This is a genomic window from Pseudomonas sp. GL-B-26, from assembly GCF_019947405.1.
Taxonomy (GTDB): Bacteria; Pseudomonadota; Gammaproteobacteria; order Pseudomonadales; family Pseudomonadaceae; genus Aquipseudomonas.
Window position 1 is genome coordinate 20,553 of the sequence record NZ_JAGYGJ010000025.1, and the last position, 14,949, is coordinate 35,501.

10 protein-coding genes and 1 pseudogene are annotated in these 14,949 nt (G+C 54.4%); 2 read left to right on the plus strand and 9 right to left on the minus strand.

Annotation, left to right across the window (positions count from 1 at the left end; all coding sequences use genetic code 11):
* Positions 1 to 60 precede the first annotated feature (60 nt).
* From KGB23_RS17330 to zorA, 4 genes are read right to left on the minus strand one after another with little or no spacing between them, the layout of a single operon-like run.
* Positions 61 to 3,090 (minus strand): DEAD/DEAH box helicase, encoded by a 3,030-nt coding sequence (locus KGB23_RS17330; RefSeq protein WP_223431952.1) that lies wholly within the window; start codon positions 3,088 to 3,090, stop codon positions 61 to 63.
* A gap of 5 nt (positions 3,091 to 3,095) precedes the next feature.
* Complete coding sequence (locus tag KGB23_RS17335) at positions 3,096 to 5,051, minus strand: EH signature domain-containing protein (RefSeq protein WP_223431953.1); 1,956 nt, start codon at positions 5,049 to 5,051, stop codon at positions 3,096 to 3,098.
* On the minus strand, positions 5,048 to 5,761 hold the full coding sequence (locus tag KGB23_RS17340; RefSeq protein ID WP_223431993.1) for a flagellar motor protein MotB: 714 nt from the start codon (positions 5,759 to 5,761) through the stop codon (positions 5,048 to 5,050). The genes KGB23_RS17335 and KGB23_RS17340 overlap by 4 nt, the downstream gene beginning before the upstream one ends.
* A 29-nt stretch (positions 5,762 to 5,790) precedes the next feature.
* A complete protein-coding gene (zorA, locus tag KGB23_RS17345; RefSeq protein ID WP_223431954.1) occupies positions 5,791 to 8,106 on the minus strand; it encodes an anti-phage ZorAB system protein ZorA in 2,316 nt (771 codons plus the stop codon).
* A 674-nt stretch (positions 8,107 to 8,780) separates the two neighbouring features.
* Between zorA and rmuC the strand changes: the two genes are divergently transcribed.
* Positions 8,781 to 10,586 carry a DNA recombination protein RmuC gene (gene rmuC, locus KGB23_RS17350; RefSeq protein WP_223431955.1) on the plus strand — a complete coding sequence of 602 codons (1,806 nt, stop codon included), beginning with the start codon at positions 8,781 to 8,783 and terminating at the stop codon, positions 10,584 to 10,586.
* Between the two features lie 210 nt (positions 10,587 to 10,796).
* Positions 10,797 to 11,042 (plus strand): annotated as a pseudogene (locus KGB23_RS17355) (hypothetical protein); the annotation flags it as partial.
* Here KGB23_RS17355 and KGB23_RS17360 read toward each other — a convergent pair.
* The 5 genes from KGB23_RS17360 to KGB23_RS17380 form a co-directional block, all read right to left on the minus strand.
* Positions 10,990 to 11,793: a hypothetical protein gene (locus tag KGB23_RS17360; RefSeq protein WP_223431995.1), complete on the minus strand. Its 804-nt coding sequence runs from the start codon at positions 11,791 to 11,793 to the stop codon at positions 10,990 to 10,992. The pseudogene KGB23_RS17355 and the gene KGB23_RS17360 sit on opposite strands and share 53 nt — an antisense overlap.
* 845 nt (positions 11,794 to 12,638) lie before the next feature.
* Positions 12,639 to 12,815: a hypothetical protein gene (locus KGB23_RS17365; protein WP_223431956.1), complete on the minus strand. Its 177-nt coding sequence runs from the start codon at positions 12,813 to 12,815 to the stop codon at positions 12,639 to 12,641.
* A gap of 473 nt (positions 12,816 to 13,288) precedes the next feature.
* Positions 13,289 to 13,444, minus strand: coding sequence for a hypothetical protein (locus KGB23_RS17370; RefSeq protein WP_223431957.1), 156 nt, complete (start codon positions 13,442 to 13,444; stop codon positions 13,289 to 13,291).
* 45 nt (positions 13,445 to 13,489) lie between these two features.
* Positions 13,490 to 13,741, minus strand: coding sequence for a hypothetical protein (locus tag KGB23_RS17375; protein ID WP_223431958.1), 252 nt, complete (start codon positions 13,739 to 13,741; stop codon positions 13,490 to 13,492).
* A gap of 232 nt (positions 13,742 to 13,973) precedes the next feature.
* Entirely contained in the window at positions 13,974 to 14,555 is a 582-nt protein-coding gene (locus KGB23_RS17380; protein ID WP_223431959.1) for a recombinase family protein, read from the minus strand.
* Positions 14,556 to 14,949: the final 394 nt, after the last annotated feature.

Below are 14,949 nucleotides of genomic sequence, written 5' to 3' on the forward strand. Positions count from 1 at the left end.
TCAATTGAACGCATCCATCTACTCAACGCAAAGTGCGTCTGGTGAATGCAATTACACAATTTACAACCCCATAGACTGAATCATCTCAACTTCACCCACTATCTCTGGTGTGACTACCGCATCCTTAAGCATCAGTTTTCCGCGCAGCAAACGATCAAGATGGACATCGAATGAGTCATGCCTTGGGTGAAGCGCGATGGGCAGATGGATGTGGACTTCCTTTTTCTGACCTATTCGATAAACCCGATCTGAAGCCTGAGCCTCCTTGGCAGGGTTCCAGTGGCGCTCCACGTGCACAACGTGGTTGGCTCCGACTACGGTAAGGCCGACACCCGCGGCAACCGGCGACATGATCAGCACGTTAAAGCCAGCCTGCGCCTCAAACTTAGCAATCAGTTGCTTACGAGTCAGCACATCAGATTTTTTGGGTACCGCTGCAGTGTCACCGTTGATGATCGAAATATTCAAATCAAAAATCTGGTCTAGCCAAAGCTTCACCACGCGCTGTAAGCGTTTGGTCACCATGAAGAGGATCACCTTCTCTTCCCGCTTACTGATTCGATCTAACACGTTTAACAGAACGACCAACTTCCCGGATTCCGACATTCGCGTACGCGCTTCTTTGGCATTTCCTGCCAACAAGTGGCTCTCCTGCCGCAACCACGGATGCAGGGAAATCTCTCGAAGGTTCTGCAGCACGCCCAGTGCGCGCCCACGCATATCTTCCGTGGCCCGCTGGCTGCGATAGTTGTCGAGTACGGCGTCGTATGCCCTCAGTTGCGCTCCGCTCATGCACTGCGCGAGTTGGGTATCATGACTAAGCTGGCTATCTTCAGGTTGGGGCACGCCGCTGTGAATCGTTTTACTAGGAAGCCCTCTTAATTGGTCCTCCTTGACCCGGCGCAACATGAACGCGCCGACGGCATCGCGCAGCTTGCCGCCGAGATCACGTCTGACCTCATCTCGGTCATCATCGGCTGCATTCAATATTGGCTTGATCCAGGTGTCACGAAACTCTCTCCAGCCACCCAATAAGCCAGGTTGGGCTGTATCCATCAAGCACCAAAAATCCCCAAGGCTGTTCTCCACGGGCGTGCCAGTAGCAAGCAATTTGAAGTCAGCCTTCAGGCCCTTGGCTGCGCGGGTCTGCGCGGCATTGGGATTTTTAATGTTCTGGGCCTCATCAAAGATAACGAGGCCCCAATCAATTCGGCACAACGAGAACTGGTAATCACGCAGAGACTGATAGGTTGTCAGCACCAGTCGACGATCCATGTCCAGGCGATGAGCGCCGCATTCGGGACCAATGGCCAATGCATACCGAAGAGCGTCATCAGCCATTTGTCCCTCATCATCCATCAATGAGGCCAACTGCCTGGATTCCCGCTCTGCACCTTTGATTCGGAAACGACTCAGGTCCCTCCCCGATTGCAACACGACAATGTCGCGGAACGGAATGCCGTTGAAGGTATGACTGACTTCATCCTCCCAATTTTCCAAGAGGCTTAGCGGGGCCACGACCAAGACTGGCTTCTGTGGCCGACCCGCAGCCTTTTGTTCAGACAAGTACTCACCTACCGTAACCAAGGACATATAGGTCTTGCCGAGCCCCATATCGTCTGCCAGTAGGCTGCCCTGTAGTCGATAAAGGTCGTCATGGTCGGCCTGCAGCGCAGATGCCAACAACCCGAGCATCCAATCAATACCCTCGCGCTGGTGTGGAAACGGCTGGCGTGCATAGGCTTCCCAGTTTGGTTCGCGAACTGCCTTGGCCTGGCTAGCCATACGCAAAAGCTCGTTTTTTATTTTATTAGCATCGTGCAACAAGACGCTGACTCGTTCTTTTATGTCGTCTGCCGCGTCAGAACCGTCCGGTGTCTCGGTCTTCGATATGCTGAAAGCCGTCTTGGCTTTTGCTAATTGTTCCTCCACCCGCTCCGGGCTGGAGATATCCACCAATTCCCCATCGAAGATCAGGCTCTCCGCACCTTGCTGTTTTGCTGCTGCGTAAGCATCCGAGAATCGCACCAGATCCTCCTCGGACTGCACCAACTTGGAAATGATCTCGACAGGAGCCGCGCGAGTATCAAGACTAAACCAGTCTTGCTTCTTGGTATCAAGCTCGCCGAACTCCATATGCTGGAGCTTGCCGATGCCGGCCACACGAATGGAAAAGCCTAGGTCCAGATTGACCAATGCGGCATCCAGAAAAGCACTCGGCGTTGCAATGAACTCGGCAACCTTGTCGGCAGGAATACGCTTGTTACCCAGTACCTCCTTGATTGCCTGCATTTTCTGCGGGTCCAAGAGCACCACGCGATTATCGATGCGCAGCACGCCCCCATCAGCGCCCATGTCGAGCTGTGACCAGCGCTTCTCTAATTGATCAGGCGTTGAGCCATCGCCTAGACTGGGGCTGAGCATCAAGCTGCCATCAGGCAAGCGGGTAGCGACGACGCCAACATTTTCGGGCACCACCACCTCCAACCGCTCGAAGTGGCTGAGGTCGATGCGCATGCCACTGCGTGCTGCAGTCTGGAGTTCGGCCATTAGCCGCAGATTGGCAGACTCCCCACGTTGCTCGGGCTGCAGCTTCAGGTGATGCTCCCAAGCCATCAATCCCATCAGTTCCGCAGGTGTAAGACGGTAGGCCTCACTCAAGGTCAAATAGAGCAACGGCCCCTTGCGGGTAAATGGCACCTCGCCTGAGTCGGACGATACCAACAGCTGTGCCTTGAAACTGCTATTCCCAGTTCGACCGCTGAGCTGACTGACAAACCCCATATTGAAGCGACGCGGCAGACGCAGAATTTCTGCCTGTTCATCGTCGAGGCCCGCCGCGTCCTCCGCGGAAAGATGAAAGCCATTGGCAAGTGGTAAGGCAATTCCCTGCTCTTCGAGCATACGCAGGACCACCAGCTGAATCTTCTGCAGCGCGTTGCCCTGTCCCTCGGCAAGATCTGCATAAACCTTTCGATCCAGGTAGAGATTTAGACCTTCCGAATCTGCATAGTAGATAAAACCCTGCTGTGTACTCAGCTTGGCGCTGCTTTCTCCCAGCAGGCTTTTGAAGATTTCGACTAGTCCCATGTTTCTCAATCCCCAGCGGGCAAACGGTCTAAGGCAGCAGCGATATCTGCGCGTACCGACCAACCAAAACTATCCGTTTGTTGGCACAAAGCGTTTAGTCGACCGTATAGAACCTGATTGATTTCGCGTGCTTCGACCGTAAGTACATTGGCCGCATAACGCACCTTGTCGCCGGGATTGGTGGCGAAGTAGCGCAGCACGTTTAGCTCAAACGGACCGAGGTGGCTCAGAAGATCCTTCAGCGGATCATTCCAGCTTTCAGGTAAAGGCTGGATAGATTCTGAAATGGTACTTGAGTGCAGCTCCTCCGACTGTGGGGAAGGTCTCGGCGCCGAATTCAAACCCGTTTGCTGAGGCCGCGTTAGCGCAACAACGCCTCTTTCGGCCTGCACAAAAGTAGAGGCTGCTGCCCAGGTAGATTGCCCCTTAGTTTTCAGGACCTGTGCATTTTCGCGTCTAACAACGGGTATGCCGAATCTGCTCAAATATGACCTGTACTCCTGCCTGCTTAGCAACTGCTCCAACTCCAGCCCGATACCGTTATTCGCGAGGAACTCAAATACCTTGCGTTGCCAAGTACCATTGTGAACAATTGCTTCGTATGGAAGGGAGGGGTACGTTTCCCGATACTTTTGAGGCAATCCAGAGATTAGGTCTGAATGCGTAAAATGATTACGTTCGTAAGATTGCAATGAGGTTCCCGGCTGAGCAAGGTATACCCAAACCTTAAAGCTATGCGAACCTTCGATCAGGTGAAAATCGCCACAATCCAAATAGATTACGGCTTTGTCGTTCATGATGCCGTCCATACGAGCAAACTCGGTTTTCATTTCTTCGCCGAGGATGCGATGCACTGACTCCTTGGCAAGGCGACCTAGCATCAATCGCGTATGGCGAATCAACCCCAGCCGGTACAGGCCTTCGAGAAAGAGCTTGCGAGCTGGAAACATGCGTTGCAGATCTTGCTTCCCAGACTCCACTCCGTACTGCTGGACCGCCTGAAGGAATAGACGCAGGTCCTCTTTGGATAACCAGCCACGGACCTTCCCAATGCGCTCCTCGCCCAGCGGTTGCCACCATTCACGGAAATTTTTGGATGAGCTGGCAATACGTGGATCACCAGCCAGGCTCAGGATGAAATTTTGCCACGCATCTCCAGGCTCGCTGCCTGCGCGGTCGATCATTATCTCTAGCGCAGCATGACCAATGCGCCGACCATCCTCGTACGGTGCTTTGCTCACCTCAGGTTTAAGCAACTCGTCAAACACATCGCTCCACTCTCCCGGCGACAGCTCTCGCAGCACTGCCAGGTAGTAATGCGCCCGACAAATATCGCCGTAGCGCCCGACATCGAAACCACTCAAGCCCATCTTCTCGAAGGCCTCGGTTAGCTCTCCCCCCTCGTCGCGTATCTTATTGATCAGTTGCACCGGACCATCGAGCGTTAACAGCCATTCACCCTCCCGGTTCAAGGTCATCAAGGGATCCGCTCCGAAGGTCGTTGGCCGACTCGGAATACGGTTTATCTGCTCGAGCAAATGCAGTTCAAGCCGCTTACGCAAGCTGTCTTCACCGTGATTGTCGTGCGTATCCAGACCGTCAAAATAACGAAAATATAACTGAATCAGTTGAATCAGAGTCAAGCGACTCAACCTTGGTTGCTGATATTCGACCAGCACATCGAGCATCCTTGCATTAAACAATCGCTTACCCACTACCCCGTCATGCAACCATAGCCAAGTCAGTGCTCGGGCTCCTAGCCGACGTCCGAGAAGTTCTCGTAAGCCATCAAAGCGCCCGGTGCTAGCCATGTCTCTAAGCGCGGCGAGTGTGCGCTCAAATGCATCGCTGCTGCCCACTTTAGTCTTCATCCGGTTGGCTTTTTCTACCAACTGCCCCCAGCCCTCAATAACCGTTGGCGACCACTCACCAGAATGGTTGTTGATGGGTGGCAACTTCATCGTTGAGAGTTCTCAAGAAGCGTCTTGAGTGCCTCATATTCTGTGCTCTGTGGGCGGCGGATGGTAAAGCGGATGTCGATGCGGCGGTTTAAGCGATAGCTCTCTTCGCTTCCCTGATCCTTGCTCACCGGTCGGGTCTCGGCATAGCCGCTGACCGAAAACAATGGTTCACCGTCCTGGTTGCTTAGCTGATCCAAGCGTTGCGTATCGGGCAGTTGAGAGCTCCAGAACTGCCACAACGAAATTGCGCGGAACGTCGAAAGCCCCCAGTTGCCTTTACCCATGAAACCGGGGAATGGCCGATTATCGGTATGACCCTCGATGAAAATGGTGTCCAGATAATTGATCCGATCATCCCGATTGATGACTTGAGCAATCACTTTGCCAATCTCAATCGCTGTCGGTTGATAACGCGGTTGAATCTCGAAAGCGCCCGTATCGAAACCAAGCAACTCGTTGGGGATTCGCAACACGGTATGATTCTCGGTGACCTGGACCTTGACTCCACGCTTACGCAGTTCCTCCACGGCTTCGTCTAGAATAGTGCGGCGGACTTTCTCCGCCTGCTCCAGTTGGGAAACCTGTTTATCGAACTGCGCGCTTTTCTCCATCAACTGAAGAATCAGCACCACTGAAGCGAGGATGAATAGCACCAGAAGCGCCGACATGATGTCGACGAAGGACTTCCAGTAAGGATCTTCATCCTCCATCGGGACTTCATTGGACTTGCGCCAGCGCTTCAACGGGCCTCCAGTTCATCGACCACATTACTGATTGCTTGCACGGCTGCGTGCATCGTGTTCGCAAAGCTGAGGGTTTCCTTGTTCCACTGATCCATTCGCTCATGCACCTGCTGGCGTACCTCTCCAGCGTAGGCGCGCAGCCACTGCTCTGCTTGCTGCTCGACACCTTCCACCTGTTTGCGTAAAGCCTCGCCCAATGCGGTGAACTCGCCACGAACACCGGTAAGAAACTCTTGCTGATGGCTCCTCATCTCGCCAAAGCCATTACGCGCCTCGCCCGCAGCCTGTTCGAAACGCTGCGCACCGTCGAGCAAGGCCTGCTGCAGCTTTGCGAGAACCTCTGCCTGAATGTTCAGCTGGGTGGCCAGTTGGGCATTTTGGGTGCCTGCGGATTCGATTCGTTGTGTCACGCTTTCCAAGCGCTGACCAAGCAACTCGGCAGCTTGGCGAACATTGGAGGAAAGCAGGCCAAGTTGATTGGCACTGCTGTCCATGTGCCGACTACTGGCGAAAGCAGCGTCGCTCGCTTGTTGTAGCCCACCCATGAGTTGCTTGTGCTGTTCGGCCATCTGCCGGCTCTGCTGCTGGGTAATCTGCACTGCGCTGGCGATCCCCTTAAGCAGCTCCTGTTGCTGCATCGTCATGCTTTCCAACTGTTCGTTGAAGCGTAGCTGACGCGACTGTTCACGCTGTTCGGACTGCTGACCCTGGCCGGCCATTTGTTCGCCAAAATTGTTCAGCAACTTGCCAACCGACTCCTCCAGTGCACGTTGCTGCGCGGCAGAGGCTTCGGCGAGAGCGCTCACTTGCTGTTGGTGCTGAGCAAAGCCAGATGCCTGCTGATGCTCCTGACGCAGTGAGCGCTCCTGTTCGCGCTGCTCTGCGGCGCCCAGTTGCGAATCTAGATGAGAATTGAGGTTTGTCACCAAGCGGGAGAATACTTTCTCTAGGTTGTCGTGCCGCTGGTTACCAGCATCAGACAGCGCCTGCAGTTGTTCACGGCTGGAGTTGGTGACCCTATCCAACAACGCTGACTGACTGGCGCTCGCCTCGGCCAGCAGACGCTCAACCATCGCCTGGCGCTCTTCATCGCGGCGTTGTGCCGAGCCGAGCTGGTTATTCAGCTGATTGGTCAGGCCGGTCATCAGCTCGTTAAAGCGACTTTCCGTTTGTTGCTGACTTTGCTCAGCGGCGGAGGCGATACGCCCCAGTTGCTCTTCGAACTGCCGGTTTTGCTGCTGGCTGCCTTCCAATTGTCGAGTTTGTTGGTCGCTCAGTGTATGGGACAACTGATTGAGCCGTGCGGTCATGCCCCCCACCGCTGCGTTCACATCGGCAGCAGCCTGCTGCATCAGATTACCTTGCTCACGGCCGGCCGAAGTGATGCCAGACATGAAGTTGCCGACCAGTTTCTCCAGCACTTGCGTGGACTGCTGGCTACTGGTGCTGATCAGGGTCTGGATGGCTGGTGCCATGATGTTATTCAACGCATCCGTCATCGCTTGCTGCATCGCATCGCCCATACCCGCAAGGTTTTCCTGCAAGCGGTCACCAATGCGCTCGTGTAGTTCTTGGAGGGCTTCCTTGCTCTCACGACTATAGTCGGCAATATGCACCAGCGATTGTTCGGCGGGGATAAGCTGGTAGAGAGAGTCAATCCGATGCTGCAAAGCATGAATTTGGCCCAACGCGAAGCGCTCGACCAGCTTTTCGATAAAGTTGAGCAGCAGACTGAAGAATACGCCCCACACAGAGGTCATAAAAGCGACTGCCGCGCCCTGGATCATTACGTCAATGCCAGAACGCAGTTGCTCCACTCCTGCATGACTGTCGAGCTTCAGCTTCGAGAGACCAATTGTAAGCCCTACGAAGGTGGCCAAAACACCCAGTCCTACCAAGAAACCAGGTAGGGAGGCCAGCAAACGGCTGGAAGTTAGCCCTGAAGCGAGCGTGCGGGGGTTAAAAAACTGTTCGGCGTCCAGCGTGTTAAACAACTGTTTGTGGTCGCTGGAGCTGACCAGGCTGTCGTCGAATTCGCGCCAGAGCGCCCCAATTCCCATCGACTTTAATGCCAGAGCTTTTTGCAGTGTTTCCCGACGGTTCAACGCCAAATTTTCGCGGTTTTGCCCCTCCAGCAGGCTACCTAAGGCACTCATACGCACTTTGAATCTAAGCCAGTCACGCAGCAGGAAGACGATACAACCCGTGGCGATGGTAGCCATGGCAATCCAAAACCAGGCGCTCAAGGCTTCGGTAGTACCTAGCGTGAGTGATGCGAAGTTGGGCCAAAGGTGTTTTAGCAGTTCCATCATGACAGTGCGTCCGTGAGGTCCAGCATAAAGGGAAAGAAATCAGAACTATCGCTTGCTAGCTTATGGATCTCACCCATTGCCCATTGAGACCCTTAGCGCCGACATGCTCGGGTGAAGGGGTCTTTGTGTTTTGAGCTTCAGCCTTCAAAAAAAGGTTTAGCACGGTTCAGTCTCACGAAATATGCATGGGCTTCATTCGATCGCTGCATTCCGTGGACTGAAGGTGAACTCCCTATACCGGTTATCCGAGAAAATCAGCGGGTGTGATTCAAAGATAGCTATTTTTTAGTGCCCGCCCTGTGCATTTCTTGGAGTAATGCCTTTTCGCCATCACATTAGCCTTGGCTGATTTCTCGGTAAAGGATTAAGTGGTCTAAGGTGCGTCCTCTGAAAAACGCGGCGTCCAAAAAAAGCTCTCAAATCAGCATCAAATGAGTGCTACTGGACTGCACCAGCCCGACGATATGTTGCTTATCTACACGTGCAAATGCTGGTTACTTACACAGATAAAGTATTCGGGCGCCTCCCAAGTTTTCCTAGCCCTCTAACGCCTAGAGCTGGCTAAAACAGGTAGAAACAGGTGCTTTTTATTAACAGTTCATAGCTAGACATTACGGTGCCATCATCTAGCCTTCAATGAATTCTTCTTGCCCCTCCTCCGAAAGGATTTCGCAATGCCCCAGGACACCATTACGCTTGCATGTATCGTCGCTGCCAGCCTTGCTTTCCTGCTGATCGGGTATTGGATCGGCAGTCGACTGTCAGCCGCCAAGGCTGCCCAGCGCAACGCCGAACTGCACGCGAATGCTCTGGCTGATCATCAACAGCTTCAAGGCGATCTTGCACTCGCCCTGCAGCGCGAACAGCAACTGAACCAAGATATCAACGCGCACCAGCTCAAAAGCCAGCAACTGGAAAGTGGTATGGCTGCGTTAACCGACTTAGAGAAGGCTTTGACTGCGCAGGTAAGTGGCCTGCAAGAAAAATTGCTGGCTGAACAAACTCGAACCGTGGAAAAGGCAACACAGCTGTCCGCCCAGGCTCAGAAAATAGAGCACGGGACGACTCAGCTTGGGGATCAGCAGAATCAAAATGCGACCTTGCGTGAACAGCTGAGCCAAGCCTTGGAGCAGGTTAAGCATCTGACAGAGCTCAAAGTTGCCTACGACGCGCTGGACAATCGGTTCGTTAAGGCCCAAGAAATTCTGACCACCCAGAGTGAACTACTTGGTCAGGCCGCCGAGCAGAAACAGAACCTTGAGGACGCCAGAGCCAAGATCGAAAAACAGGATAGCGAACTGCGGACTCGGCAGGCCCAACTCAGCGATTTGCAAACTGCGCTGGCGCATCTTGATACAGGCCGAGCCAAAGACCAAGAGGCCGCAGAAGCCAAGCTACGGCTGCTCCAAGAGAACAAAGAGCAACTCAAGCAAGAGTTTCAGAACCTGGCGACACAGATTTTCGACACTAAACAGCAAACCTTCACCGAACAAAGCCAACAGGGTCTGGATGCACTTCTTAAGCCCTTCAAAGATCAGCTGGAATCATTCCGCCAGCGCGTCGATCAGGTACACACCGACACCGTCCAAGGGCAAAGTTCGATGAAGACGGAGCTAGGAAAGTTGATGGAGCTCAACGCTCAAATCACCACCGAAGCTTCAAATCTGACCAGGGCACTGAAGGGAGACAAGAAGCTGCAGGGTACGTGGGGTGAACAAAAGGTTGAGCTGCTGCTCGAGCAAGCCGGCTTGCGCAAGGGCATTGAATACCAGCGCGAGGCTAACTTCAAAAACGACGATGCTGAAAATAATCGGCCGGATTTTGTGATTCAGCTCCCGGAAGGCAAGCACATCATCATCGACAGTAAGATGTCGCTGGTTGCCTACACCGAATACGTTTCATCAGAAACGGATGAGGCTCGTGCGAAGGCGCTTGCGGCGCACGTGCAGGCATTGAAAGTACACATCACCAACCTCTCCGGCAAAAAATATCCGGAGTTGAAGGACATGGATTCTCCCGACTTTGTGTTCCTGTTTATACCCGTTGAACCCGCGTACTTAGTCGCGGCCGAACATAGCCCAGCAGTATTCCAGGACGCCTACGAAAAGCGGATCGCTATCGTGACCGCTACGACTCTGTTGCCTGTTCTGCGCGTGATCTCAAACCTGTGGACCATCCAGCGCCAAAACCGAAGCACACTTCTGCTGGCGCAGCAGGCGACCCGTGTCTACGACAAGTTACGGGTGTTCGTAGAGAAGATGGACAAGCTTGGAAATCAACTCTCTACAGTTCAAAAAACTTATGCCGATGGGATGAATACCTTGAGTGGCTCGCATGGCAGCCTGACCAAAACAGTCGACAAGTTTGTGGACTTGGGTGTGAAAGTGGTTAAGCGTCTACCTGCGTCAGCGACCGTGGCTGACGATGACTTCGATACTGATACTGAGGTCGTTGCTATCGAAGAAGCTGCAAACGAATGAACAGTCAACCATTGAGGATGACATCACCACCCACTTCTCCGATGTCTTGGCCCAACAAACCAATATGACAAAAGACTCGCAATGGAAACCACAGCGGTGAGCCCTTAGCGGGCTGAATTGCGCAGTATTAGAGCCTCACTCCCCTTCTCCGATACGAGCTACAAGAGGGGCGGGTAATGACATCGCCATCCAGCGCGCTCAGTGGGCGGCCAGGAGCCTTCCGTTGCCCAAGCCAAAGCCGACCCCCTCCTTGACAAGATCGCGGCCTTGAAAGCCAAGATGCAGGAACTCATGGAAGTCGAGGTACCGCTAAACGAAACACCCCATAAACAGATCTCGCTAACCGATCCCGATGCTCGCTCAATGAAGACACGCGGAACAGGGATGGTCAGGGCGCAGGCATTCAATCAACCAAGCCAAGGCCATCAGACGGGAGCCGCGCGGAATGCTCGCCACACACAAGTTGATCGATCGTTCCACCCGAAACCGGAGCCGAAATCGGCTGCATGGATTCAGGTCGAACGTACATGGCCTCGACTGTCGGATCGACGTCTTCGAGCTGGTGATTGCTGAGAGCGTCCACCATTTGCAGCAATTGCTCGACGGTGCCGCCAGCGTCCAACCAGTCGGACACGTCGCCCTTCGGCAGCAGCCCTGGAAGGCAGAGCACGTGAACTTCGGCCTCTGCCAGACTCAGCGCCCGACATACCTTGTCGGCGCGCTTGTGTCCCGGTTCGTCGTTATCCGCCAGAATCACTACGCAGCGGCGTGCGAAGGATTCGTTGAGCGCATCAGGCCATTTGCCTGCGCAGTCGGCGTTGCAGATTGCTACCAGCCCCAGCGATTCCAGGCGCACTACGTCCTTCTCGCCCTCCACGACAAACACTGGCGTATCCCATTGCGCATCCAGCAATTGCGGCCGGTGGAAGGGAACCTGACGCACGCCCTTTACCGATGACATCCAGCCGCCTTTTCCGTCGGGGCCGCGCTGGTAGAAGCTCTTTGGTTCCAAGCGGACAACCTGAAACAGAACGTCGCCGTCCTCGTCGGTGTAGTCATAACAAGTCGACATGGGGCGGCTGGTCGGTTGGACATTAGGACTTTCAGGACATGGTGCCGGCTGCTTTTCTTTTAAACCGTGCTGCTCAAGCCAGCCCATTTGCTCGGCCCGACTTGCGATGCCGGTTTTCCAAGCAATCAAATCCAATACTCCACCTCCGACCCCAGCTTCGTGCGAGTGCCATACCCCTTTTTTCAGGTCTACGGCAAGGGATCAACACCAACACTGATCGGCGTAAGAAGGTCGGCCAGGTGAACGGCCACAGACCATTTGCTTCCACCGCACAATGGCGCTAGAACGCGGAAGCCCCGTAGCTCTCGATCGAGCATATGGGTGACGTGGTGTGCTTCGGCGAGGCCGCAGGCCAGGGTCAAACCATGGCCGACCCACGCCGCAATGGTGGCTATTGCCAGAAAAACAAGGCAACAAAACTTGGATATCGATTTCACCACCGAATACTGAATTTTAAATTTTACGCTTTTACACCGACTATTCCGCTGTTACCGGTGTGATTATTTTCTTGCTATTTCTTCGACTGCTCAAAACGGTAGTGACAGTAGCACCGATAGCAATACCTTTTTGCGAAACAGATAATCGCCTGATATCTACAAGTCATTGATTAAATTGAAAATTATAAAAATCAGCGTTTGAACCCCGCGATTATTTTTCCTGAAAAACAAGTCACCAAGTCACACAAGAACACTTAGGGACTTAGTTTTTGAGCCATTTCAATGAGAGTTGTTTTCATTTAGAAAACTCTATCCTTTTCAGCCTCCCTACCCAATATATATAAATAATTATTAAATATTTATTTATATATAAGAAAGAGTAGCCAGAAGTAGCGACACAAGATTCAGCCCTGCGGATGCAACCGAGCCCTTCCTGCCAGATCCTTGCAGGCAATCAGGAACCTTCGGCCAGCCTTCAGTCGGCCGTTGTTTCGTTCGTGCTTCAGCCCTAGCGTGCGGCTAGGGCTTCGTCGCGTTTATTGCTCACTCAAGGTCAACGTCTGTGCCCTCCTTGACCACCGCGTGGCTAAGCAGGATGCTGCTGATCGCCGGGCGGTCGCCGACCGTGCTGTTCCAGTTCGGCGCAAAGACTTGACGCGCCTCGGCGCTGTGCGGCAGGCCGAAGTAGGCGGTCAGCCGCGTGCCCTCCCCCCGGTTCACTCAGGTCGCACAGCGGCGGCTGTAGACGGCATCGACGATCAGGGGCAGGACGCCCCGTAGGCGGCGAGGCAGGACTAGTCATGGAGGGTGGGCATGAGACCTCCAACAGGTATGAGGGGGGCTTGGGCACGGCAGAAAATCCGAATTGCCCCCTTCATAGTTCAGAAGTGAGCGGGACGGCTGACCTAGTCAGGGACTGCGGTACAGTAAAGGGCCAGTTCGCGGTAAACCGTAGCCTACCCGACGCCGAGCGCTTGGCGATCTCGACCTTAGTCACGCCCTCACCCGCCAGGCGCAGTATGGCGCGCGTTTGTCCTCATGGATTGGCTTACGCCCCTTGTACTTGCTGACCTTCTGCGCTTTGTCGATCCCTTCGAACTGCCACTCCAGCATCATTTCCCGCTCAAACTGGGCAGGCGGGCATCCAGGGTATGGGGGCCTCCCGTGTCGGGTGGAGGTGTAGTTACGCCGGTTTAGTGAAGCAGCTTGAAGATCAGGGCCATGATCCCGCCCATGGCACCGAACAGCCCTGCCGCTACCACACCACTCGGGCTGTTGAACTCGCCGACGCGGAACAGATAGGCCAACTGGCGGACAATCAGGCGCAAGGCCGGGTCGTCGAGGATCAACTCGGTGTCAAGGTGCTGGACGTCGGCTGTGAATTCGTCAAGGCCTTAGTGCAGGGCGCGGATCAGCGGAACCGGATTGCAGGCGCCCTGCTGGACGATGACGGCCACATGGTTGCTGGTCATGGCAGCTCTCTCGGGGGTTGGGCTGCGATGGGTTACAGCAAGGCCCGGCTGTCGGGCCTTGCTCAACAGGGTCTCGGAGCTGGTCGGCAGCGCGCCGATGTTGTCGGGAGGGACGTGGTCGAGGACCAGCACCATGGTCTGCTGCTGGTCAGAGGAGAACCGGACGCTAGACATAGGGGGTGACGCTCTCAAACAGCAGAACAGTTCCGGTCGATTCAGCAGGGTACCTTCTCAACTACGACATAGGCCGCGCTCTTTGACGAATGCCACGACGCCGTCGATATACCCTCCATAGTCTTGCGCGGCAAGGTACGCGCGAACGGAAAGTGGGATGGGGTTCATACGTCCTCCAGTGGTAGGGGGTTGTTTCGGTTCCACGGAAAAATACAAATAATCGTGTTCCTAGCTATTGCGCGGCAGCGCACTCGGCGCTCAGGGCGCGGGCGTTCGCCAGTTCACGGTAAACAGTGGCCTGCCCGAGGTTGAGTTGCTTGGCGATCGCCGCTTTCGTCGTGCCCTCGTCGGCCAAGCGCAGGATGGCCGCGCGTTTTTCCTCAGCGATCGGCTTGCGCCCCTTGTACTTGTTCTCCTTCTTCGCCTTGGCGATTCCTTCGCGCTGGCGTTCGAGCATCATCTCCCGCTCGAATTGGGCAATCCCCCCTAACACGGTCAGAATCAGCTTGCCGGTGGGCGTGCTGGTGTCCAGCCCCAAATTGAGGATCTTGACCTCAACCTTCTTCAGCTCCAGTCGGCGCAGGGTCTGCAGCAAGTCGGTGATCGAGCGGGCCAGCCGGTCGAGCTTAGTGACCACGAAGGTATCCCCTACACGGGCAAATTCAATGGCCGCTTCCAACTGGGCACGCTGAGCGACGGACGACACCTGTTCCTTAAATACCTTTTCACAGCCGCACCGCTCTAGCTCGCGCAGTTGGGCCTCGAAGCCGGCCTCTTGCTCGATGGTTGAGGTACGGGCATAGCCTATATCCATGGGTTTTCTCCCATATACGTTTAAGACCCTGTGATAGCGCACCTCTCAAATAAATTAACCCACTTATATGAGAGGCTTAGGTAAGGTTTGGTCGGCTATCACAGGGGCCGGCTCTATCTGGAAATTGCCTTGTGTTTTTGTCGCACTAGTGAGTTTTCGCCAATGCTTTGGCGAACAACCCATCCAGGTTGTCGCGTTCCTTCACGGGTCGTATCTGCCGCTATCCAGACTTAGCGCTGTTAATTTTTCCGCGGACAAACCAAATAAGCAGACCGTTTCTTGAGGGACTCAACCCAAGGTACAAAAAAGGCGATCCCCACATATTCGGGATTTCGTGTCGCTCCCTTTTCCGTTGGTACACCTCCCCCTCGATACAACCGATACATTACAGAAT

What these genes read in the sequence shown, in the direction of transcription:
- KGB23_RS17330 (WP_223431952.1), bottom strand. Translation starts at nt 3,090, where the DNA reads ATGGGACTAGTCGAAATCTTCAAAAGCCTGCTGGGAGAAAGCAGCGCC.
- KGB23_RS17335 (WP_223431953.1), bottom strand. Translation starts at nt 5,051, where the DNA reads ATGAAGTTGCCACCCATCAACAACCATTCTGGTGAGTGGTCGCCAACG.
- KGB23_RS17340 (WP_223431993.1), bottom strand. Translation starts at nt 5,761, where the DNA reads ATGGAGGATGAAGATCCTTACTGGAAGTCCTTCGTCGACATCATGTCG.
- zorA (WP_223431954.1), bottom strand. Translation starts at nt 8,106, where the DNA reads ATGATGGAACTGCTAAAACACCTTTGGCCCAACTTCGCATCACTCACG.
- rmuC (WP_223431955.1), top strand. Translation starts at nt 8,781, where the DNA reads ATGCCCCAGGACACCATTACGCTTGCATGTATCGTCGCTGCCAGCCTT.
- KGB23_RS17375 (WP_223431958.1), bottom strand. Translation starts at nt 13,741, where the DNA reads ATGTCTAGCGTCCGGTTCTCCTCTGACCAGCAGCAGACCATGGTGCTG.
- KGB23_RS17380 (WP_223431959.1), bottom strand. Translation starts at nt 14,555, where the DNA reads ATGGATATAGGCTATGCCCGTACCTCAACCATCGAGCAAGAGGCCGGC.